We start from the raw sequence: 22,299 nt of genomic DNA, 5'->3' as shown, positions 1-22,299 counted from the left end.
AAGGATAAAAAATGGGAAATAATATTTTTGCTACCTTAGATAAAGGCGTTACAGGCTTAAAAGCTTCTGAAATTCAAATTTCTACAACCGGAAATAACATAACCAATGCCAATAGTACCTTTTATACAAGACAAAAAGCCATACAAACAACGGCAGGATTTTACAACATAGGAAATGGGCTAGAACTTGGCATGGGAACAAACATAGATGCCATAGTTCGTTTGCATGATGAATACTCCTATGTTAAACTCAAAGATGGAACAACAAAGGTTGAATACACCTCTTATATGAAAACCAAGCTTGAAGAAATTGCAAAAAGATTTCCTGATGTTCAGTTAAGCGGTGTTTTGGCGGATTTAGAAAACTATAATGCAGCTTGGAATAATTTTGCCTCAAACCCAAATGATGGGGCTGTAAAACAAAATTTAATCAAAGTTGCTCAAACTCTTACTGAAAGCCTTAACAGAAGTTATGCTGATCTTGATAAAATTCAAAAAACAATCAATGAGGATATTTTTAATACCGTTGATGAAATCAATCGCGTAGGTAAGGAAATCGCAAATTTAAACAAGCAGATTGGAAGACAAGAAGTTTTGGATACTGATCATGCTAATGAGCTAAGAGATAGAAGAGATGAGCTTGAACTTACACTTTCAAAGCTCGTTAGTGGAGTAGCCTCAAAAAGCATATTAACTCAAACTAGTCGTTTTGAATCCACCATGACTGATGGAGGAAGAAACTACAATCTTACTCTTGAAGGACATGTTTTAGTTGATGGGGAAAGCTTTATCCCTTTGCAAATCATTACAGATGAAGTCAGTGGCGATCATAGGATAGTCTATCAAACGAGAGATGAGAAGATAGTTGATATGACAGATAAGCTTTCAGGTGGAAAAATTGGTGCTCAGCTGGAACTTAGAGGAAGGACATATGATAAGAAAACCCAAAGATATGATGGAGGCATTTTGCAAGGCTACAAGGACGATTTAAATACCTTTGCAAAAACCTTGATCACTCATGCAAATAATATCTACGCCTCATCAGCAAAAAGTTCTGTTCAATCTGACACTTTATCATATCTTACTGATGATACAACTTTAACTAATTATGATAAAAATATCCAAACAGGAACTTTTGATGTGATTATCTATGATGATAAGGGACAAGAAGTAAATAAAAAAACCATTACTATCAACATCAATACAACAATGCAAGATATCGTAGATCAAATAAATTCAAACACAGATGATAATAATGACAATAACACCACAAACGATGTTGATGACTATCTTACGGCAAATTATAATTATGATTTTAGAAACAATAATGGAGTTTTTCAAATTAATTTTAAAAATCCCGGTTTTAAAGTTGCCATACAAGATAATGGGACAAATTTTGCAGGAGCTTTTAGCATAGGAGGCTTTTTTAGCGGAACAAATGCAAATAATATCCGCGTAAGAGACGAACTTATAACAGATCCAAGTGTTCTTAAGGCAAGTAAAAATGGGACTGACGGAGATAATGATATAGCTAATGCTATGCTTCAGTTACAATATCAAAAAATAAATTTTTATAATCCAGATGGCACAGTAGATACAAAGTCTTTAGATGGTTATTATAGAAAATTTACAGGAAGCATAGCTTCAACAGGAGAAGCAAATAATATGACTCATAATACCAACACAGCACTTTATAATGCTGTGTATGAGGAATTTCAATCCTTAAATGGAGTTAATACCAACGAAGAACTTGCAGCACTCATTCAATACCAAACAAGTTATGGGGCTGCTTCAAAGGTTGTTACCACTGTTGATCAAATGCTTGATACCCTACTTGGACTAAAATCCTAGTGAAAGCACTTTTAGATAGCTTGAGTGCTGATAAAAACAACATTCAAGCTCTTTATGAAGAAGCTGATCCTCTGCAAATAGCTAAAATTTATAATGATGAGTTCATAGCCTTGCTGTGTGCTTTATTCGCCTATGGAAATGCAAGAAATATACTCAATTTTCTTAAAAAACTTGACTTTTCCTTGCTTGATTCAAATGAAAATAAAATCATAAAAGAAAGCAAGGGTTTAAAATATAGATTTCAAAATGAAAAAGATATTGCTCAAATTTTTATTAGCTTAAGAAGATTAAAGCAAGAAATTTCTTTAAATGAGCTTTTTACAAAAGCGTATTTGAAAAATGAAAATATCACTGAGGCTATAAAAGCTTTTTTAGAAAAAATTTATAAACTCAATCCTTATCAAAGTTACGGTTACAATTTTTTCTTTGGAAAAATCTTTGATACCATACCAAAAAGTACTTTCAAACGCATAAATATGTATCTTAGGTGGATGGTTAGAAAAGATGAGCTAGATATGGGACTTTTTACTAAGATACATACTAAAGATTTACTTATACCCTTAGATACTCATACTCATAGGGTTTCTCTTGATTTTAAGCTCATGACAAGAAAAATTTATGATTTTAAGGCTGTAGAAGAACTTACCTTTGCTCTTAAAAAATTTAGCCCAAATGATCCTTGTAAATATGATTTTGCTCTTTATAGGCTAGGACAATTAAAAAATAATTAATAAATTTTATTATTTAATAAAATTTTAATTTTATATAGATATAATTTCTCAATCAATAAAAATTATTGTTTAGGAGAAAAAAATGAAAAAAATGACTAACGATTTTGGTAATATCATCGCTGATAACCAAAACTCACTCAGCGCAGGTGCAAAAGGACCTCTTTTAATGCAAGATTATCTTTTGCTTGAAAAACTTGCTCATCAAAACAGAGAAAGAATCCCAGAAAGAACTGTTCATGCTAAGGGAAGTGCTGCTTATGGAGAGCTTAAAATCACAGCTGATTTAAGTAAATTTACCAAGGCAAAGGTTTTTGCTAAGGGCGAGGTAACCCCACTTTTTTTACGCTTTTCAACCGTTGCAGGAGAAGCAGGTGCAGCTGATGGAGAAAGAGATGTTCGTGGCTTTGCGATCAAATTTTATACACGCGAGGGAAATTGGGATTTGGTAGGCAATAACACCCCTACTTTTTTCATACGCGATGCGTATAAATTCCCTGATTTTATTCATACCCAAAAAAGAGATCCACGAACTCACTTAAGAAATGCAAATGCAGCTTGGGACTTTTGGACACTTTGCCCTGAAGCACTTCATCAAGTTACCATTTTGATGAGTGATCGTGGTATCCCTGCAAGCTACCGCCACATGCACGGCTTTGGAAGCCATACTTATAGCTTTATCAACGATAAAAACGAAAGATTTTGGGTAAAATTTCACTTTAAAACCATGCAAGGTATCAAAAATCTTACAAATGCTGAAGCTGAAGCACTCATCGCAAAAGATAGAGAAAGTCATCAAAGAGATCTTTATGAAGCCATAGATAAAGGAGATTTTCCAAAATGGAAGGTCCAACTTCAAATTTTAGCTGAAAATGACACTGATAAACTTGGTTTTAATCCTTTTGATCTTACTAAAATTTGGCCACACAGCATAGTGCCTTTGATTGATGTTGGCGAAATGGTACTTAACAAAAACCCAGAAAACTACTTTAACGAAGTTGAGCAAGCTGCCTTTAGTCCTAGCAATATAGTCCCGGGCATTGGATTTAGCCCTGATAAAATGCTTCAAGCAAGAATTTTTAGCTATCCTGACGCTCAAAGATACCGCATAGGGACAAACTATCACTTGCTTCCTGTAAATCGTGCCAGAAGCGAGGTAAATACCTACAATGTCGCAGGTGCAATGAATTTTGATACTTATAAAAATGGTGCGGCGTATTATGAGCCAAACAGCTTTAGCGATAGTCCAAAAGAAGATAAAAGCTATCTTGAGCCTGATTTAAATTTAGAGGGTGGCGCTCAAAGATACGCTCCGCTTGATAATGACTTTTACACCCAGCCACGCGCACTCTTTAATATCATGAATGAAAGTCAAAAAAATCAGCTTTTTGCTAATATCGCAGCTTCTATGCAAGGCGTTGAAAAGGCTATCATCGATAAGGCTTTAGCTCATTTTGAAAAAATCGCACCTGAGTATAAAAAAGGTGTTGAAAACGCTTTAAAAGCTTAATGAGTTTTACCTGCTAACTTTGTAGCTCCTTAAGTTGGCAGGATAAAGTTCATAAAAGGAAGAAAAATGAGTGCAAATACAAATTTAAAAGATAATTTTTTGAGTGAGGAAGAAGAAAAAAGATTTAAAGAGCTTGCAAAAATGGCTTTTGATTACGCTAGAAATGATGAATGCGAAAATCTTGAAATGATGATAAAAGCAGGACTTAGCGTAAATTTAAAAACACACAAAGGTGACAGCCTTTTAATGCTAGCAGCTTATAATAATTCTTTTAACACAGCTAAAATGCTCCTAGAAAACGGCGCAAGGGTTGATGAGAAAAACGATCGTGGGCAAACTCCTTTGGCTGGAGTTTGTTTTAAGGGACACCTAAAAATGTGCGAACTTTTGGTAGGACACGGAGCAAATATCGATGAAAACAATGGCTTAGGAATGACGCCCTACACTTTTGCGGTAATGTTTGGGCGAAAAGAAGTGGCTCAGTTTTTACTTCAATCTTCTAAAAAAAGCCTTCTTAAAAGGCTTAGTTTTTACGCTTTGAAGCTATTTAAAAGATAAATGATGATAAGCTTTTATCATCATTTTATAATATAACTATTTTTAAGATCTTTTTTTAATCAATAGCCCTTGTAAAATGCCGTTTTTAAAATTAACTTAAAAAGCCATGGATAGGCTAGATTAAGGTATTGTAGCAAATATAGTTAGTTTTTAAATTTTTGGATTTCATCTTTGATAAGCTCGTCTAAATTTAACAAATCCTCATAATTTTTCTTGCTTTGTTCTAAAAGTTCATCAAATTTAAAACCAAGCATAACGATACGATATAAATTTGGCTTATATTTACGCCAATTATACAAGGTGCTTACATCTACATCTAAATGATAAGCCATATCACGCTTAGTTTTTTTAGCCACTTTTATCCTCAAAATCAATTTTTTTGATTTTTATTCTACATAAAAATTTCTTTATAAAAAACACTTGAAATATTCAATATTTTTATATTTATAAATAGCATATATCAAGTGTTTTATTTTAAGGAAAATCTAGAAAAAATACCAAGTTTATATTTTTTTAAAAGGAGGAAAGTTGAAAAAAATTTTAGTTGCGATTTTTGCTGTATTATCGCTATGTCCTTTTGTCCATGCGGAAAAAAGTGCTATTTTTGTAGGCGGACAAGTAAATATAGGTATGGTAACCCGTGAAGCTGAGGGTGAATACACAAATGGAGGGATCTTTGTATATAAAGGCACAGGCTCAAGCATGGGCTCGAGTGTGGGTCTTGGTGTCTTACTTGGCTACAAACACTTCTTTACGGATACTCTTGGACTTCGTGCCTATGCCGAGGCTAATGGCAATACTTCCGTAGTAGAAAATGGCTGGGGAGACAGAGAATATGCCCCTTATACAAAATTTGGGGCTAATATTGATGTGCTTTGGAACTATAAAGATAAGTCCAAAAGCTCTCAAGGTATTTTTGCAGGTCTAAATTACACAAATTATTCTTATAGTGATACCTTTACTGATGTTTTTCCAGCAAACAAAGATAAAAGTGGTGGCTCTATGGGCTTAAATTTAGGCTGGAGAATGAAAGAGCAAAATAGTAATTTAGAAGTAGGAGCTAAAATTCCTTTTTCTAATGAGATTGTTATGGGTGAAACAAATACCTATAAAGTAAGTGTGAAAGAAAATTTCTCAATTCTTGTACGCTACATTTATGACTTTGAATTTTAAAAATAAGGAGAAAAAATGAAAAAAATCTTAAATTTACTTGCGGTTTCAATCTTAGGTATTTTGGTGAGTGCTTGTGCCACTTTTATAAATGGTTCTGATCAAACTACAAATTTTACTTCTAATCCAAGCGGTGCGAGCATAGTTATAAAAAATGCCAATGGAGTGAATGTAGGCAACTATACAACTCCAACTAGGGTCAAACTGGAAAGAGGCAATGGATATTTTAAAGCTCAAAAATACACCATAGAAGTAACAAAACAAGGCTATAAAACAGTAAGCTTTGAGCTTAACTCCAGACTAAGCGGTTGGTATTTAGCTGGAAATCTTGTTTACGGAGGTTTTATCGGTTGGCTTGTATTTGATCCTATAACGGGTGCTATGTATGTCTTAAAGCCTGAGGGAGAAGGAGTTAGTGGAAATGATAAAGAAGTTGTCATCACTTTGATAGAAGATCTAACAGATGAACAACGCTCAAAACTCACAAAAATCAAATAATATCAATCGCTTATAAAATTATAAGGGATTATAATAAGGATAATGAATGAAAAAATCTTAAATTTACTTGTGGTTTCAATCTTAGGTATTTTGGTAAGTGCTTGTGTATCAAATCATAGCATAAACTACACAAAAGAACAAACAGATCAATACGCATTTAATGTTGAAAATGAAGATGTATTAGCTAATCCACCTGAAAATAAATCAAGAATTTACATTTATAGAGGGGGTTCTATAATGGGTCTAGCGATAAAATACGCAGTAAGTGTCGGCTTAGATGATGAAAACTTGGGTAATTTTTTCAGCTCATCAAGAAATAACTATGCTCATATAGACTTAGAGTCAAGCAACGCAAAACAAGCCTATCTTTTTGCTCGCTCAGAATCAGAGACTAGAATAAACTTTTTCCCACAAATAAATAAAATTTACTGCTTTGAAAGCTCGGTAGCTCAAGGCTGGTTGCAAGGTAGAGCTAAAATAGAGCTTGTAGATAAAGAAACTTGCTTAAAAGCGATCCAAGATATAAAAAACTAAGCTAGGATAAATTTATCCTAGCTCTAACTTACAAAAAACATTCCCTTATAAACTCTATATTTATAAGGGAGCTTAATTCTCCAAAGCAAGATCTAAAACCTCTTCTAAGCTTTTTACGGCAATGATTTGCATATTATCTTTAACCTCATTTGGGATATCCTTTAAATCCCTATCATAGTTTTTTTGAGGGATCAAAGCTGTTTTGATCTCAGCCTTATAAGCAGCGATAAGCTTTTCTTTTAAGCCTCCTATAGGCAAAACCCTACCCGTTAAATCCACCTCGCCTGTCATCGCAACGCTTGATTTAACTTTCTTTTCGCTAAAAACTGAGGCAATAGCCACACACATCGTAATGCCCGCACTTGGTCCATCTTTAGGAGTTGCTCCGTCTGGAACATGGATATGTAGGTTGTATTGATCATAAATGTTTTCTTTTTCTTTATAAAAGGAGCTTTTAGGCACTTTCACTTGCTTTTCATCGATCAAAACCTTGATCACACTAAAGGCTATGCGTGCTGATTCTTTCATCACATCGCCCAAGCTTCCTGTCAGCATAAGCTCGCCCTTGCCCTTGATCTTGATCGCCTCAACCTTAAGCACATCTCCACCCACAGCAGTCCAAGCAAGACCATTGACAACGCCGATTTTATTTTCTCCGTCTTGCTTTTCTATCTCGTAAGCCTTTTTATCTAAAAACTCATGTAAATTTTTTGGAGTAATGGCAATTTTCTTACTTTCTTCAAGAAGAATTTTCTTTACAGCCTTACGGCAAAGCTCAGAAATCTTCCTACGTAAATTTCTTACGCCTGATTCTCTTGTGTATTCGCTGATGATAAGCTCTATAGCTTCTTTACTAACGCTAAGTTCGCTTGCTTTTAAGCCGTGTTTTTTAAGCTCATCTGGGATAAGGTATTTTTTGGTGATTTCAAATTTTTCACTTGGAGTATAAGAGCTAAGCTCGATAAATTCCATTCTATCCCTTAAAGCACTTGGGATATTGCTCACATCATTAGCTGTGGCGATGAAAATCACCTTGCTTAAGTCTATATTGAAATTTAAATAATAATCCCTAAATTTCACATTTTGCTCAGGATCAAGAATTTCTAAAAGCACGGCACTTGGATCGCCTCTGTAGTTTCTACTAAGCTTATCGATCTCATCAAGCACGACAACAGGATTGATCTGTTTTGCTTCTATAAGCCCTTGCACAATGCGTCCTGGCATAGCACCGATATAAGTTCTTCTATGTCCTCTTAGCTCATTAACATCTTCAAGCCCTCCTAAGGCTATGCGTATAAGCTCCCTTTTTAAAGCCTTAGCCACAGAATTTGCCAAAGAAGTTTTACCAACTCCCGGAGGTCCATATAAACATAAAATAACCTTTGCTCCGTCCTTATCTTCGATCTTGCGTTTTTCTAAGAGCTGTCTAACTGCAAAATACTCCTCTATACGCTCTTTTGGCTTGGTTAAAGCGTAGTGATCAGCATTAAGCTGTTTGCTAACCTCTTTGATATCAAGCTTTTTCTTTGCCACCTTTTCAAAAGGCACTTCTAAAGCCGTTTCGATATAGGTTTGAAGCATGGAAGCTTCGGAATTATCTTGATTTATCCTTTCAAATTTTTCGATTTGCTTTTTGATTTCTTTATATGCGTCTTCATGCATATAAGCTTTTTTTGTCTCGAGCTTTTTATAATACTCTCTTGTTTCATCTTCTTTTTGGTTATCAGAGCCAAGCTCTTTTTGAATTTGTCTTAGTTGCTCTTTTAAAAAATACTCTTTATTAACCTGATCTATCCTTGAATGCACCTTGCTTTTGATCTCTTTTTGAAGCTTGCTTGTTTCTATTTCTTCAGCTATCAAATCAATGAGCTTAAGGGTTTTTACCTCTAAATCATTTTCTATAAAAAACTCATAAGCAACTTGCTTTTTTATGCGGATAGTATTTAAGACAAGATCGCAAATCCTCTCAGCATCAACGCCTTCTTCAATCGTTCTTAATAAATCAGGAGAAAAATAATGACTTACTCCAGCCAAAACTCTCACTTTTTCTTTTAAAACCCCAAGCAAGGCGTCATTTTTACTTGCTTCTATGCTCTTTTGATGAATAAGATCAACAAGGGCTCTTAAGGGTTTGTTTGAAATTTTCTTAACGATCTTTGCCTTAGAAAAGCCTTGAAATAAAATTTTAATCCGTCCATCAGGCAAGGGAACTTTACGCATGATAGTACCAATAACACCACAATCATAAATTTCATCAAAACTTCTTGCACCCTCAAATTTAGACGGAGCAACAAAGATCATCGTATCTTCTTTAAGGGCTAAATTTAAGGCTGAGATATTTTGATCATCATCTAAAAAAATCGGCGTGATCATAAACGGATACAAAAAAAGCTCATCTTCAACTAAAACAGGAAGCGAGGCAGGATAAGTTTGTGAGTTTTGTATTTGCATTTTTTTCCTTATTTATTCAAAAATTCGTCTATACCAAGATATTTTCGGCTTAATAATATTTGAATCCTTAAATTCAGAATTTGCAAGTCTTTCTTCATAAACAGCATAGCTTTCATCTTTACCTATCCTTTTATATAAGGAAGCAATATTTTCATCAAGCACGAAAACAGCGAGTTTAAATTTCGTAAGCATAGTACTCATTAAAGGTTCAAACTGAGTTTGAGGATAATTTTGAGAAAAATTTTCAATCTGTTTTAAACCCTCAAGCAACAAAGCCTGATCCCTATAAGGCTGGGTAAAGGACTCAAATTTAGCCTTGATCTGCATATAGCGGATAAAGTCTAAATTTTTTGAGCTTCCAAATTTTTTTGCGTATTCTTCAAGATAAAAATCAGCAAGCTTGTATTCTTCTTCATCAATATGAGCTTGTGCCAAGATCAACAAAACAGGTTCAAGCAAGGCATCAGCGACATGCTCGCTAGACATAGAAGTATAATGCAAATCTGCTTTTTCTAGATCTCTATCTTGTAAATCTTTAATGATTTGTTTATACCACTGCATAGCACTTAAATTATATAAATCTTCTGAATTTTTTGCACTGCAAGCAAAGAAAAAAAGTCCTATTAACAATGTTATGAAAGCATTTTTCATTATATACTAGCCTAAAATTATTTATTTTTCTTGAAATTATAATCAAATAAAATAAATAATTTAAAATTTTTGGAATTAATATTGCTTATTTATGCTAGAATAATCTTACAGATACTAAGGAGAAAATGATGAAATTAAGCGTTAAATGTCCTATTTTGGGATTTGAAGATACTAAAAATATGGAGCTTGAACCTATTGATGAGATATTTTTTAGGTTACATAGTCTTGATGGACAGGACTTTGATTTTGTTTTGATAGATCCTACCTTACTTAGAACTGATTATGAGTTTGAAGTGGCAACTTATTATCAAGAATTACTCAATCTCAATGAAAATACAAAATATCAAGTTTATGTTATCGTGGCTTTAAACAAAACTGTGGAAGATTCTTGTGTTAATTTTCTTGCACCTATTGTTGTCAACTTGGATAACAATTCTATGGTTCAAGTGATTTTAGATAGTGTGAATTATCCAGACTTTTTTCAAGCAGATAAAATTTCAAATTATTTTCATCATAAATAAGATATGAAAGAAATTTATATCCTAGCTAATGGGGCTATGGCGAGTGCTTTAGCCTTTGGCTTAAAAGATAGTTATAGCGTTACTATCGTAGGTAGGACAAAATTTAAGCTTGCTTCTTTGGCTGAGCAAGGTTTTAAAACCTTGCTTTATGATGAATTTAATGCAAAAGACAAGATACTTATCTTAGCTTTTAAACCCTATGCTTTGCAAAGTGTTGCAAGTAAGATCAAAGATGAAGCAAGGCTTATCATCTCAGTTCTTGCAAATACTGATCTTAAAACACTTAGCTGTTTTAAGGCGCAAAACTACGCAAGGATCATGCCTAATATGGCTGCTAAATTTAAAACCTCAACCACTCCTTTTATACTGCAAAATGATCAATTTAAAGAAGAAATTCTTGAGATTTTAAATACCTTTGGCAAGGCTGTTGAGCTTGATAACGAAGAGCAAATGAATGCTGCGATGGCTATTAGTGGATGTGCACCTGCATTTTTAGCTATGATTGCAGAAAGCATTGCTAATGGAGGGGTTTATCAAGGACTTAATAAAAATTTAAGTTATGAGCTTACACAAGGCATTTTTGAAAGTCTTGCGAGCTTACTTAAACACGAGCACCCAGCGATGATAAAAGAACAAATTTGCTCTCCTGCTGGAGTTACGATAAAAGGTGTAAAGATTTTAGAAGATCATAAGCTAAGATCGGCTCTCATGCAAGCCATTATTACAAGCTCTTCATGATAAAAAGAGCTTTTTCTTTAGTAGAAGTACTTTTTAGCATTATCATTTTAGGGATCATCTTTAGTTTTTTTTATCTTTCTTATGCCCAGATTATCAAAAATTCACAAAATCTTCATCTTCATTCACTTATAAAACAAAACGAAATGCAACTCTACAACAAGCAAGCAAAACTCTCAGATACCAAGATCAAAACAAATATTCAAGATTTTATCCTTTTTGAGCTTTTGACCCAAGATATTCAACTTCAAAGTCTAAAGCCAAAAAATCAAGACTATGAGGTATTTTTCAAAGATGAAAAAAGCTTTTAGTTTATTTGAATGCCTACTTGCTTTAGTGATAAGCTCGTTACTTATAGGTATTATTTTTATACTTTTTAAAAATCTCTTTTATTTTACAAACTCTCAAGAAAAATTTATAAACGCTTTTCAAAATGCAAATATTACACTTATACAAATAGATAAAATCTTGCAAAACTGCCTCAAAGAGAGTATAAATTTTCAAGATTTAAGCTGTTTCTTAGAGGACAGAGTAAATTTACTCATGCAAAAAAACCAAAACATTTTTATCGCTAACTCCTCTTTGATTCTAAAAAATCATACTGATTTTTATGTACCTAAAGCTAAGCTTTTGCAGATTTTAAAAAATCACCAAGATCTTTATGGCTTTAAAAATAATACACTCTTATTTTACTCGCTTTCAAAAAAACAAATTTATGAGCTTAGTGTTATTGATGATGAAAATATAAGTTTTAATAATGCTTCTTTTGAGGGCTTTTTTAAGCTTATTGAAGCTAGAATTCATTTTTTTATACAAGATGAGAAACTTTACTATGAGCTTGAGCCTCATCTTAAATCTAGCTTAAAACAAAAAACATTACTGATAAATGGGGTTCAAAGCTTTGAAATTTTAAAACAAAATGATTATCTCATCATCAAACTTTGTCTTTTTGAAAATAATCAAAAAATTACTCCTGCTTGCTTTGAAAGGATAAGTCTTTGAAAAAAGCTTACATGCTGGTATTTACACTCATATTGCTTATACTTTCAAGCCTTATGATCTTGCTCATAAATACTTCAAGTTATATTCCAAGACAAACAAAAGATACATTTTTATATACCCAAGCTCAAATTTTGGCAAGCGACTCAAAAGAACTTGCAAAATATTTTCTATACGAAACAAGAAAGGCTCAAAAAGAATGCTTGGATTTTGTCGAATTTCATTATCCAAATGCAAATGACAAAATTAAAATATCTTATTTTTATCCTTTGGCAGAGTGTAAAAATTTTAAACTTGTAAATTTAAATACAGATGCGAATTTAAGCAAAGATTTTAGCATTATAGTAAATGTTAGCGTGCTTTTAAATACTGATACAGCGGTAAATGAAGAAATTTTTATCAGTAAAAACTTTGTTATATATCCAAATTTTACTCAAGGCTTTAAGCCCTGAGTAAAAAATTATAAACCCTCAAAAGGATTTGTAACTACATTTTTACGATCTACGATATAAGGGATCAAAGCTACATGTCTAGCTCTTTTGATCGCAACTTCTACCATTTCTTGGTATTTTTTGCTTGTGCCTGTCAAGCGACGAGGCATGATTTTAAATCTTTCAGATAAAGCATACTTTAGCAACGCTGTATCCTTGTAATCAATAAATTCAACTTTCGCTTCAGTGTATTTGCAATATTTGCGTGAGTATTTTCTTTTTTCTGCCATAATTTTTCCTTCTAAAATGGTAATTCTGTCTTATCATCATCAAAATCATCAATATCGATTTCTTTGATCTTTTCTTCTTGATAGTTTTGGGTAGGACGAGCTTGAGAAACTTTTGCTTCCCTTGTTTCATAAGGATCGTAATTTTGGTTTTGTTTTTGGTTATGATTTTGTCCAAAATTTCCGCTTGATTGAGGATTTGAACCGAGCATCTCCATACTTTCTACATAAACGCTATGTTTAGAGCGATTTTGTCCATTTTGATCACTCCACTGATCAAATTTTAATCTCCCCTCGATCAAAACCTTACTTCCCTTATTTAGGTATTGATTTGCTACCTCAGCAGAACGACCAAAGAAAGTAATATCAATGAAACAAGTTTCTTCCTTTTTTTCTCCGCTTGAAGCATTAAATCTCCTCGTAACAGCAATACCAGAAGATCCGATAGCTGCACCTAATGGAGTGTAACGCATCTCAATATCTCTTGTTAAATTTCCTACCAAAACAACCTTATTAAACATAGTTTTTTCCTTAAACTTCAGGAGACTCTAGGGGCTTGATTTCTTTCTTTGTTTGCTTGATTCCATGACTTAATTTTTCCCAAGCAGCGATTTCTTTTTTATTTTCATATTTGACGATAAGAAATCTAATCACCTCTTCAGTGATTCTAAGAACTCTTTCAAGTTCGTTGATCAAACTAGGCTCTGCCTTAAAATAAATCACGAAATAAGTTCCTCTTTCATACTTCTTGATCTTATACGCAAGCTTTCTAGTACCCATCTCAACAACACTTTCAATACTTGCACCATTTTTACTAAGAATTTCTTTTACAAATTCCAACTTCGCACTAACTTCTTCTTCTGTCAGTGTGGGTTTTAAGATAAATAAAACCTCATAATGTCTCATTCTTTCTCCTTATGGATATATAGCCCATTTGCACAGGCAAGGATTTTGCATAAAGCAAGTCTTTATTGTAGCAAATTTTTGCTGAATTTAAGCTAATTAACAAAAAAAGCTAACTTTGCTAATACAACGATTCCGAAACCAAGCACGAAAACGATGATATGCGTATACGCACCGATTGGATTTGGTTTCTTGAGAATAAGCTTATGAAATAAGGCATTTAAAACAAGAATAACAATAAGTAAGGCTAAGCATAATTTTATCATCAAAAGTTTTTGTAAAGGACTATCCCAAAAACTCTCAAAGCTGATATAACGGCTTATCATAGCTCCGCCACTTAAAACAAGTAAAAGCACACATAAAGGCATAATCTTAACGCCTCTTTGGGTAACAACTTGAATAAGCTTTTGTCCAAGTTCTTCTCCTAAAACTTTTTTAACTCTACTCAAAAGCACCACATCAGTAAAAATAAAACCTAAAAAAATAATCGCACAAATTAAATGTATGGTTAGAAAATAAGGGTAGATTGCTTGCATTTGCTTCCTTTTTGGTTAATTTTCATGGATTGTAACATCTTTTATCAAATTTAAAATTGATAAGAGTTAATTTTTAATAATCATAAATCTCCAAACGCAAAACAAAGTTTCTTATAAATTTCATTTAGATCTCTGCCACAAACCCTAGTATCAGCGATAGTTGTGATGAAATTTGTATCTCCAAACCATCTTGGCACAAGATGATAATGACAATGTTTGGCAATGCCAGCACCTGCTTGCTCACCTAAATTCATTCCTATATTTACACCCTTGGCATGAACTTGCTCTTTTAAAATTTGAACACCTTTTTGGACATATTTACTCATTTCTTGCCAAGTTTGTGGGTCTAAATTTTCTATATTTTCTTCATGCAAATAAGGAACAACCATAAAATGAGCTGGAGAATAAGGATAAGCATTCATGATCCCAAAGCAAAATTTAGCCCTAAAAATCACTCCCATTTCTTCATTACTTAAATTTCTTTGATCTAAACAAAAAGGACATATATCTTTTTCTTTACTAAAATACTGCGATCTCCAAGGTGCGTATAAATACTGCATCAAAGCCTCCTCTTAAGCTTTGAAAGTGCCAAGCCTTCATCTTTTTCCCTCATTAAATATTCACCTATCAAAAAGGCATCAACGCCCAAATCATCAAGTTTGTGGATATTTCTATCATCAAGCCCACTTTCAGCAACGATGATTTTATCCTTGGGGATATCTTGCATAAGTTCTTCGCAAAGGCTCATATTCATGGAAAAATCATTCAAATCCCTATGATTTATACCTATGATATTTGCTCCTGCAAAAAAAGCCTTTTGTAAATCTTCTTTTGAATGCACTTCAAAAAGCACTTCTAAGCCTAAATTTCTAGCATATTCAAATAAATTTTTCAAGCTCTTTTCATCAAGCATTTTAGCAATAAGCAAAATAAAATCAGCCCCACAAACCGCACTTTGTAAAATTTGATACAAATCAAAAATAAAATCCTTTCTAAGTAAAGGAATATCAACACTTTTACGAATTTCTTGCAAAAAAGAAAGCTCTCCTTGAAAAAAATGAGACTCTGTTAAAACAGAAATAGCACAAGCTGAGTTAGAAGCGTAATTTAAAGCAATTTGCAGGGGTTTAAAATCCTCTCTTATAACGCCCTTGCTAGGACTTGCTTTTTTAACCTCAGCGATGATATTTATTTTATGAGGATTTTTTCTAAGCAAGGTGCAAATATCTTTTGGATTTTTCCTAAAACTAAGCTCTTCAAATTTTTTTTCCAAGTGCTTAAAACTTACTTTTTCTTTTGTGCGTTCAAGATCTTGTTTGCTTTGTCTGAAAATATCTTCAAGTATCATTTATTTTGTCACACACTCGCTAATTGCTTTGACATGATCTTTGGTTTCCTTGATATTTGCAAACTCTTCATCATGTAAGGTTTGAAGCATAATATCCCTTGCTTTGTTGCAATCTTTAAGCTTATAATACCCCCAAGCCAAAGAATCCATATAGTAAAAATTATCAGGCTCTACCTCTAAGGCTCTTTCAACGAGTTTTATACCTTTTTTAATGTCAAGATCATAATCAATCAACAAATATCCATAATAATTAAGATACATTGACTCACTATTTTCATCAATACCCTCTTCAAATTTTAAAATCGTTGATTTTAAAACCTTATCATCGATTTGTTTTTTTTCTGTGGCTCTTTCAAACTCAAGCACAGCCGCTAAAAGTAAGTATTTTTTATCTTTTTTTTCATTATAAATTTTCAAAGCCAGCATATAGGCTTCATCAATCCTTTTTAAACCTTGATATAAAAACAAAACAAGTTCATCATTGAGTTCATATTTGAGGCTTAAATTTAAGGCTTCTTGATAGTTTTCTTCTTGGATTAAAATTTCAATCAAACCATAGATAATCTTTTCGTCTAAAGTTGCTTCATAAAGCTTTATATAAAGGTTTTTTAAGCCCTTTATATTATTTTCATCACTATACATTTTAGCCAAAAATATACAAATTTTTGGTGTGCAAGAATTTTGTTTGATATAGGCTTGAAGTTCTTGTTTGGCTTTGTTTTTATTTCCTGAAAAAATTTGTACTTCAGCAATTTTTATCGTGAGATTTTCTACTTGCAAGTCATTAGCTTCTAAATTTTTTCTTGCTAGATGATAATAATTTAAAGCCTTATTAAAATCTCTTTTCTGCACATAAATATCGCCCAAAAGCTCATATGTTCTCGTGTCTTTTTCTTTGATCAAGGTTTTATTGAGCAAGGCTTCAGCTTTGTTTAAATCTCCATTTGAAAGATAATAAAAAGCACTCAATCTTGCCAAATTTAAGTTCTTATCCCAATACTTACTCGCCATTTGATTTAGCTCATTTTTTGATGGCAAGTTGTTATTAAGACTGATAAGAAAAGCACTCTCAAGCAAAAGAGAATTTTCATACTCTAAAAAGAGCTTTTTATAAATATCTACAGCTTGAGCATACTCGCCTGAAAACTCATAAGCATACGCTTTCATCATCTCTTGATCAAAATAATACTCCTTACTTGGCTTAAAAGAAAGTCCTGTAAAATTATTATCTTGAACACCTGCTATGGATTCATGTTTTGCACAAGCACAAAACAACAAACATATCCCTAAAAATAAACCCCTATACATTCTTTTTGTAGTTCCTCTTTATGTGTTTTATAGTATTTCCAAAATGGAAAAGTCTTACATTGTCTAGGACGAAATTCGTAAATACTACAATTTCGCTTGTTTTGATCAAAGAAAATGCAAGCAAAACCATCTTCAAATTTCACTTCTTTAAAGCTATATTTTATCCCAATTTTCTTTAAAAAACTTTTTTGAAACTCTTCTTTTTCTAAATTTAAAAAAATTCTTATTTTTTCAAGCTCTTCTTCATCGGCAAAAATATAACCACTTTCTCCCGTGCAACACTTGCCTCCACAAGCCTTGCAAGCGCTCTCATCAAAAGCATAATCAAAATCTTCATTTTTAATCATCGCTAATTATATTTAACCTTTCTTCAAGCTCTCGCATCATCTTGCTTTTTATTCCCTCTTTTAAAACAAAAAAAGGAGGTAAAATTTCGCACATGCTTTTAACGCCCTTTCTTGCTTCGATAAGAACGAGTTTTGCTTTTTTGTGCGTATCACTATGCACAAACTGCATTTTAACAATCTTAAATTTTTTTTCCCTCAAACTCATACAAAGCATATCTAAAGCCGTAGCCTCATAGCAAAAAACAAATCTTCCCAAAGGCTTGATAATCAAATTTACAGAACTCAACAAGGCATCAAAGGGTAAAAATTCTTGAAATTTACTTTGATTTTCCTGCAAATTTGAAGTTTTTAACGCCCCTTGTCTATAAAAAGGAGGATTACAAACCAAAAAATCAAATTTTTTCTCACTTTTAAAGCAAGTAAAATCCTTGCAAAGCACCTCAGCTTCCAAGTCATTTTGGCTAAGATTATACCTTGCTAGCTCGCAATTAGCTTTATCAATATCAAGCAAATGAAGCCTCACATCTTTGAATTCATTTTTCAATAAAATACCCACAATACCACAACCACAACCTATATCCAAAAGTTCATTTTTGGGTTGCAAACTCCTTGCAAAATCATAAAGTATCAAAGAGTAGGTATTATAGCGATAACCTTTTTTTACTTGCTTAATGTGTATAGTTTTCATCAACTGACATTTATTTTATTTGGAACAAATTCTAATAAATTAAGGTAAATTAAATATAATTTTAATTTATATTCTTAAATTATCGTGAGTTTGAAATATTTTACTTTTTTGTGTTAAAATATAACTCGTAAATTTTCCTAATTTTACTTTATTTGAGGATAAACGCTCATGAACCAGCAAATTTACCTTGAGGCAGATACACTGATCACATCAAAAACTGATACTAAGGGTTTTATTACTTATGCAAATGATGATTTTATAAAATACTCAGGCTATAAACTGAAAGATCTTTTGTTTAAAAACCATAATATCTTAAGACATCCTGATATGCCAAAGATTGCTTATAAGGCATTATGGGAGCAAATTCAAGGCGGGAAAGAATTTTTTGCCTTTGTTAAAAATAAAACGAAAGAAAATGATTTTTATTGGGTATTTGCAAATATCACACCTTCTTTTGATATGAATAAAAATATCATAGGGTATTATTCTGTAAGACGAGCTCCAAATTTAGAGGCTGTCAAACTGATAGAAACTATTTACACCGACTTAATAAATATAGAAAAAAAAGAAGGAATGAAAGGTTCTGCAAAAGCACTTTTTGATATAGTTAGATCTTACAAAATGAGCTACAATGAGCTTATATTTCGCTTACAAGAAAATAGTCTTTAGGAATAAACATGAAAATAGTTTTTTATTTGCTTTTTGCTTTTTATATCTGTGTTTTAATCTTGGCTATAATTTTTCAAAATTATCTTACCTTAAGCTTTATTTGCATTGCTTTTGGTTTTAACGCAATCCTTGCTTATTTATATCTTAGTGATTCAAAGATCATTAAAAAACTTTTAGCCCTATCTCAAAATCTCAAAGATGGAGAATTTAACGAAAGAATCATTTATTTTAGAGCCTATAATCCTCATCTAAAAGGTATTTGCGACAATATAAATAACGCTATTGATCATCTTGAGGCTTATCTTCGAGAAATCAATACCTCTATTTCTTGCTCTAGTCATAATGAATTTTATAGAAAAGCTTTGTCTCAAGGATTAAAAGGAATTTTTTCACAAAATATTAATTTTATAAATACTTCCTTAAAAAATATAGAAGAAACATCAAAATCCCACTTTCCAAATGCACTTTCAAAAGCCTTGCTTGATCTTAGTCTAAATAATCAAAACAAAGATCTTTCAAAAATTTCAAATACCTTAAATGCTGAGATTATTTCCATGGATAATATTTCTCATATCATTGATCTTAACTCAACAACTTCAGAACAAAGTAGACAAAGTATTCAAATTTTAAGTCAAAATATCAATACCCTAAGCGAAATGTCAAATTCAAACAAAAGCAGAGTTGAAAATTTTGTTCAAAATTCCAAAAGTATTACCTCTATCATCGACATTATCAATGATATAGCAAAGCAAACCGATCTTTTGGCACTTAATGCAGCTATTGAAGCAGCTCGTGCAGGGGTTCATGGAAAGGGCTTTTCTGTTGTAGCTGAAGAGATTAAAAAACTTGCCGAAAGAACACAAAAATCCACAAATGAAATTTCAATGACTATAAAAACTATGCAACAAGATTTTTCCGAAATCAAACATAATACAGAAGAAGTCTTTGAGATCACTTCAAAGTCTCAAGAACAGCTTACAGACTTTAATGAAAGCTTTGAAAATATTGAAACAAATAATAAAAACTTACTGCAAGAATTCAGTATATTCGCACAAAATTTAATGCTATGCACCACAAGAATCAACCATATACTTTATAAATCACATTTATATTTAAATCTTAATAGTGGTCAAGATTTTGAAGAAGAAGATTCATTTGCTATCTTAAATGATAATACAAAGATTAAAAATCTCATCATTACTTTGATATCCAAAGAACACTTTAACCAATGCAAGAAACTTTTAGAAAACTGTGCTCAAGAATCATCAAAACTTGCCAAAGAAACTATAGATCAAAACTCTTATAATAAAATCATCGAAAATATCAAAATTTTAGAGCAACAAAGTGGGGAAATCTTATCTAAACTCAAACTCTGAAAAAATAAAAAAGTCAAAGCCCTTATAAAAGGGGCTTTGATATAAAGATTATTGAAGTAAGGTAGCTATTTTACTTTGAAGAACTTCATTTTGATGAGCCATAGCAAAGGCTGTGGAGTTTTGCTTTAAATATCCTGCATCAAAATCGCTCACATTTTGAGCCACATCATCATTAAGCAAGCTACCCTCAGCTGCCTTAACATTGACGCTTGCTTGGACACTTGAATTGATATTTGAAGTGATAGCATTTATCCCAGCACCAATATCAGCTCTTAGTCTTGAAACCTGATCGGAAAAATTTTGAATTCCCTCTTGGTTATCCAAACTCAAACCTGTAGTATTAACAGGATTAAGATTTGTTGTTTCTACTGAATCAACCCCAACAACAAAATCCATAGTTTGAAAAACATTTTTTCCATTATACTGAGCATTATTAAAAGCATCATTGATTGAACCGATGATAGCAGTAGCTTGAGTGTAAAGCATATCTTTTTGTTTATCGTTCAAAACAGCACTATTCATTTGAACGGAAAGCTCATTTAACCTATCTGCACTCTGTGTAATCTGCGATAAACTCGAATCAGCAATCTGTAAAACACCGATCGCATCATAAGCATTTGCTACACCTTGATCAATAGTGCTTGATTGAGACCTTAAAGAATCAGCTATGGCTAAATCAGCATTATCGACCCCACTGATAGCACGAATGGCAGCGATATTACCTAAAGCCTTTTCTGAAGACTTTTGAGCCTGACTAAGATAGCTATTTTGTTGTAAAGCTGTTGGATTGTTATTGACTGTCATGTAAAACTCCTTACATTTAAAGCTTGATTAATTATACTCTTTCTTGACTGATTTATAGCTTAAGAAAAACAAGATCACTTGTAAAACCAAAAGCACCTTAACACACAACTCGCTTTGTTTATGTAAAGTTTTAAACTCATCTGAGGCTAAAACATCTACACTTTTGATTCCTTGCAAAATCTCAGTTTGTAAATAAACCATAGGTTGTGTGTAATAAAACAAAAAAAGCAAAGATAGTGCCAAGATTGCCAAAACGAGTAAAATTTTTAAAATTTTTTCAAATTTTGTATAATTTTGCCTCAAGGCAAATAGCTCATAAATCACGCTAAAAAGAGAAACTGCGAGAATAACAAAAGCAAGTTTATAAAAAATTTGCCCCATGATAAGTCCTCTTCCAAAAAAATCAATTACAGGCGTATCCTCTAAAGATAAAGGCGTGTAAAATACAGCAGAAGCAACAACAATACCACTAAAAAGCTCTATACCAGCCACAGCTGCGAGCAAAAATAAATAAATAGACTTAAAAGCGTTCATAATTTTTCCTTAAAATAATATCAATATACTAAGGCGTATTATAAGAAAAAAGAGTAAATTTAGCTAATATACAAAACTTTCAACAAGTTTTTGAATGAGCAAATTCCACCCATCAACAAGCACAAAAATCAAAAGTTTAAAGGGCAGAGAAATCATAACAGGAGGAAGCATCATCATACCCATAGACATCAAAACTGAACTTACAACCATATCAATGACTAAAAAAGGCAAATAAATCAAAAATCCTATCTCGAAAGCAGTTTTAAGCTCTGAAATCATAAAAGCAGGCACAATGATAGTGAGTGGAACATCATCAACGGTTTGAGGATTTGGCAGATCTCTTATGCGATAAAAAAGAGCAAGATCCTTTTCCCTTGTGTTTTTTATCATAAATTCTTTAAAAGGTTTAACACCTCTTTCAAAGGCTTCTTCATAGCCTATTTGCTCAGCTAGATATGGTCTAATCCCTTCATTATAAGACTTTGTAGCTACTGGCTCCATGATAAAAAAGGTTAAGATCAAAGCCATGGTCATCAAAACCACATTTGGCGGCATAGTTTGCGTTCCCATAGCCTGTCTTAAAAAAGAAAACACAACAATCAAACGCAAAAAAGAAGTCATGATAAAAATGATCGTTGGCGCTAGTGCTAGTATGGTCAAAACAATGATGATATTTAAAGTGGTTACGAGTTGTTGAGGGTTATTTGGAGCGCTTAAGCTTAAATTTACGGTAGGAATAGTCGCCTCAGGTGCTGCAAAAAGTAAAACAGAGCTTACTAAAAATAAAAAAACTAGCTTCAAAATTTATAACCCAACTCTTAAATTTAAAAAATGTAATTGTAATATTTACACACTGAAATTTG

Annotated in this window: 29 protein-coding genes; 14 read left to right on the top strand and 15 right to left on the bottom strand. The window is 32.5% G+C overall.

The window, feature by feature from the left end; all coding sequences use genetic code 11:
* The first annotated feature begins 11 nt into the window (after positions 1–11).
* The 4 genes from flgK to DMB92_RS00910 all read left to right on the top strand — a co-directional run bounded on the left by flgK (position 12) and on the right by DMB92_RS00910 (position 4,646).
* Complete coding sequence (flgK, locus tag DMB92_RS00925; protein WP_142681167.1) at positions 12–1,850, top strand: flagellar hook-associated protein FlgK; 1,839 nt, start codon at positions 12–14, stop codon at positions 1,848–1,850.
* A complete protein-coding gene (locus DMB92_RS00920) occupies positions 1,844–2,581 on the top strand; it encodes a TIGR02757 family protein (protein ID WP_142681166.1) in 738 nt (245 codons plus the stop codon). The genes flgK and DMB92_RS00920 overlap by 7 nt, the downstream gene beginning before the upstream one ends.
* 82 nt (positions 2,582–2,663) lie before the next feature.
* The gene (locus tag DMB92_RS00915) at positions 2,664–4,088 is read left to right on the top strand and encodes a catalase (protein WP_142681165.1); all 1,425 of its coding nucleotides are present in this window, start codon (positions 2,664–2,666) and stop codon (positions 4,086–4,088) included.
* A 66-nt stretch (positions 4,089–4,154) separates the two neighbouring features.
* Positions 4,155–4,646, top strand: a complete 492-nt coding sequence (locus DMB92_RS00910; protein WP_142681164.1) for an ankyrin repeat domain-containing protein — start codon at positions 4,155–4,157, stop codon at positions 4,644–4,646.
* A 143-nt stretch (positions 4,647–4,789) separates the two neighbouring features.
* Here the strand turns inward: DMB92_RS00910 and DMB92_RS00905 are convergent, their stop codons facing one another.
* Complete coding sequence (locus DMB92_RS00905) at positions 4,790–5,002, bottom strand: transcriptional regulator (RefSeq protein WP_142681163.1); 213 nt, start codon at positions 5,000–5,002, stop codon at positions 4,790–4,792.
* Between the two features lie 172 nt (positions 5,003–5,174).
* On the opposite strand from DMB92_RS00905, the gene DMB92_RS00900 reads away from it, so the two are divergent.
* Genes DMB92_RS00900 through DMB92_RS00890 form a run of 3 tightly spaced genes read left to right on the top strand, consistent with a single transcriptional unit; the run spans position 5,175 to position 6,848 of the window.
* Complete coding sequence (locus DMB92_RS00900) at positions 5,175–5,819, top strand: outer membrane beta-barrel protein (protein WP_142681162.1); 645 nt, start codon at positions 5,175–5,177, stop codon at positions 5,817–5,819.
* A 15-nt stretch (positions 5,820–5,834) separates the two neighbouring features.
* On the top strand, positions 5,835–6,314 hold the full coding sequence (locus DMB92_RS00895) for a hypothetical protein (RefSeq protein ID WP_142681161.1): 480 nt from the start codon (positions 5,835–5,837) through the stop codon (positions 6,312–6,314).
* Between the two features lie 42 nt (positions 6,315–6,356).
* Positions 6,357–6,848: a hypothetical protein gene (locus DMB92_RS00890; RefSeq protein ID WP_142681160.1), complete on the top strand. Its 492-nt coding sequence runs from the start codon at positions 6,357–6,359 to the stop codon at positions 6,846–6,848.
* Positions 6,849–6,920: 72 nt separating this feature from the next.
* Here the strand turns inward: DMB92_RS00890 and lon are convergent, their stop codons facing one another.
* Complete coding sequence (gene lon / locus DMB92_RS00885) at positions 6,921–9,299, bottom strand: endopeptidase La (protein WP_142681159.1); 2,379 nt, start codon at positions 9,297–9,299, stop codon at positions 6,921–6,923.
* 12 nt (positions 9,300–9,311) lie between these two features.
* Positions 9,312–9,953 (bottom strand): outer membrane protein assembly factor BamD, encoded by a 642-nt coding sequence (gene bamD / locus DMB92_RS00880; protein ID WP_260604717.1) that lies wholly within the window; start codon positions 9,951–9,953, stop codon positions 9,312–9,314.
* A 125-nt stretch (positions 9,954–10,078) separates the two neighbouring features.
* Here bamD and fliW point away from each other — a divergent pair, with 125 nt between their 5' ends.
* The 5 genes from fliW to DMB92_RS00855 are packed head-to-tail and all read left to right on the top strand — an operon-like array spanning position 10,079 to position 12,657.
* A complete protein-coding gene (gene fliW / locus DMB92_RS00875; RefSeq protein ID WP_142681157.1) occupies positions 10,079–10,471 on the top strand; it encodes a flagellar assembly protein FliW in 393 nt (130 codons plus the stop codon).
* Between the two features lie 3 nt (positions 10,472–10,474).
* Complete coding sequence (locus DMB92_RS00870; RefSeq protein WP_142681156.1) at positions 10,475–11,209, top strand: pyrroline-5-carboxylate reductase; 735 nt, start codon at positions 10,475–10,477, stop codon at positions 11,207–11,209.
* Positions 11,206–11,517: a type II secretion system protein gene (locus DMB92_RS00865; RefSeq protein ID WP_142681155.1), complete on the top strand. Its 312-nt coding sequence runs from the start codon at positions 11,206–11,208 to the stop codon at positions 11,515–11,517. The genes DMB92_RS00870 and DMB92_RS00865 overlap by 4 nt, the downstream gene beginning before the upstream one ends.
* A complete protein-coding gene (locus DMB92_RS00860) occupies positions 11,501–12,208 on the top strand; it encodes a hypothetical protein (RefSeq protein ID WP_142681154.1) in 708 nt (235 codons plus the stop codon). The genes DMB92_RS00865 and DMB92_RS00860 overlap by 17 nt, the downstream gene beginning before the upstream one ends.
* Positions 12,205–12,657, top strand: a complete 453-nt coding sequence (locus DMB92_RS00855) for a hypothetical protein (protein ID WP_142681153.1) — start codon at positions 12,205–12,207, stop codon at positions 12,655–12,657. Before DMB92_RS00860 ends, DMB92_RS00855 begins: the two co-directional genes overlap by 4 nt.
* Positions 12,658–12,665: 8 nt before the next feature.
* Here DMB92_RS00855 and rpsR read toward each other — a convergent pair whose 3' ends face one another.
* From rpsR to DMB92_RS00810, 9 genes are all read right to left on the bottom strand, one after another.
* Positions 12,666–12,926 carry a 30S ribosomal protein S18 gene (gene rpsR, locus DMB92_RS00850; RefSeq protein WP_142681152.1) on the bottom strand — a complete coding sequence of 87 codons (261 nt, stop codon included), beginning with the start codon at positions 12,924–12,926 and terminating at the stop codon, positions 12,666–12,668.
* 11 nt (positions 12,927–12,937) lie between these two features.
* Positions 12,938–13,444, bottom strand: a complete 507-nt coding sequence (locus DMB92_RS00845) for a single-stranded DNA-binding protein (RefSeq protein WP_142681151.1) — start codon at positions 13,442–13,444, stop codon at positions 12,938–12,940.
* Positions 13,445–13,454: 10 nt separating this feature from the next.
* Positions 13,455–13,829 carry a 30S ribosomal protein S6 gene (rpsF, locus tag DMB92_RS00840; protein ID WP_142681150.1) on the bottom strand — a complete coding sequence of 125 codons (375 nt, stop codon included), beginning with the start codon at positions 13,827–13,829 and terminating at the stop codon, positions 13,455–13,457.
* 92 nt (positions 13,830–13,921) lie between these two features.
* Positions 13,922–14,362, bottom strand: coding sequence for a copper resistance protein CopD (locus tag DMB92_RS00835; protein WP_142681149.1), 441 nt, complete (start codon positions 14,360–14,362; stop codon positions 13,922–13,924).
* Positions 14,363–14,442: 80 nt separating this feature from the next.
* The gene (locus tag DMB92_RS00830; RefSeq protein ID WP_142681148.1) at positions 14,443–14,922 is read right to left on the bottom strand and encodes an HIT domain-containing protein; all 480 of its coding nucleotides are present in this window, start codon (positions 14,920–14,922) and stop codon (positions 14,443–14,445) included.
* Positions 14,922–15,710 (bottom strand): indole-3-glycerol phosphate synthase TrpC, encoded by a 789-nt coding sequence (gene trpC / locus DMB92_RS00825; RefSeq protein ID WP_142681147.1) that lies wholly within the window; start codon positions 15,708–15,710, stop codon positions 14,922–14,924. Before trpC ends, DMB92_RS00830 begins: the two co-directional genes overlap by 1 nt.
* Positions 15,711–17,018 carry a tetratricopeptide repeat protein gene (locus DMB92_RS00820; RefSeq protein WP_142681146.1) on the bottom strand — a complete coding sequence of 436 codons (1,308 nt, stop codon included), beginning with the start codon at positions 17,016–17,018 and terminating at the stop codon, positions 15,711–15,713.
* Complete coding sequence (locus tag DMB92_RS00815; RefSeq protein WP_142681145.1) at positions 16,997–17,365, bottom strand: YkgJ family cysteine cluster protein; 369 nt, start codon at positions 17,363–17,365, stop codon at positions 16,997–16,999. Before DMB92_RS00815 ends, DMB92_RS00820 begins: the two co-directional genes overlap by 22 nt.
* Positions 17,358–18,053, bottom strand: a complete 696-nt coding sequence (locus DMB92_RS00810; protein WP_260604692.1) for a tRNA1(Val) (adenine(37)-N6)-methyltransferase — start codon at positions 18,051–18,053, stop codon at positions 17,358–17,360. The genes DMB92_RS00815 and DMB92_RS00810 overlap by 8 nt, the downstream gene beginning before the upstream one ends.
* A 168-nt stretch (positions 18,054–18,221) precedes the next feature.
* Here DMB92_RS00810 and DMB92_RS00805 point away from each other — a divergent pair, with 168 nt between their 5' ends.
* Positions 18,222–18,722, top strand: a complete 501-nt coding sequence (locus DMB92_RS00805; RefSeq protein ID WP_142681143.1) for a PAS domain-containing protein — start codon at positions 18,222–18,224, stop codon at positions 18,720–18,722.
* Positions 18,723–18,730: 8 nt separating this feature from the next.
* Positions 18,731–20,098 (top strand): methyl-accepting chemotaxis protein, encoded by a 1,368-nt coding sequence (locus DMB92_RS09460; protein ID WP_142681142.1) that lies wholly within the window; start codon positions 18,731–18,733, stop codon positions 20,096–20,098.
* Positions 20,099–20,146: 48 nt separating this feature from the next.
* On the opposite strand, the gene DMB92_RS00795 is transcribed toward DMB92_RS09460, so the two are convergent.
* From DMB92_RS00795 to fliP, 3 genes are all read right to left on the bottom strand, one after another.
* A complete protein-coding gene (locus DMB92_RS00795) occupies positions 20,147–20,902 on the bottom strand; it encodes a flagellin (RefSeq protein WP_142681141.1) in 756 nt (251 codons plus the stop codon).
* 27 nt (positions 20,903–20,929) lie between these two features.
* Positions 20,930–21,436 carry a DUF4149 domain-containing protein gene (locus tag DMB92_RS00790; RefSeq protein ID WP_142681140.1) on the bottom strand — a complete coding sequence of 169 codons (507 nt, stop codon included), beginning with the start codon at positions 21,434–21,436 and terminating at the stop codon, positions 20,930–20,932.
* Positions 21,437–21,499: 63 nt separating this feature from the next.
* Positions 21,500–22,237: a flagellar type III secretion system pore protein FliP gene (fliP, locus tag DMB92_RS00785; RefSeq protein ID WP_142681139.1), complete on the bottom strand. Its 738-nt coding sequence runs from the start codon at positions 22,235–22,237 to the stop codon at positions 21,500–21,502.
* Positions 22,238–22,299 lie beyond the last annotated feature (62 nt).

The sequence above is a fragment of the Campylobacter sp. MIT 99-7217 genome, from assembly GCF_006864365.1.
Lineage (GTDB): Bacteria > Campylobacterota > Campylobacteria > Campylobacterales > Campylobacteraceae > Campylobacter_D.
Note: the sequence above shows the minus strand (reverse complement) of the source record. Positions and strands in the feature narration are given on the sequence as shown.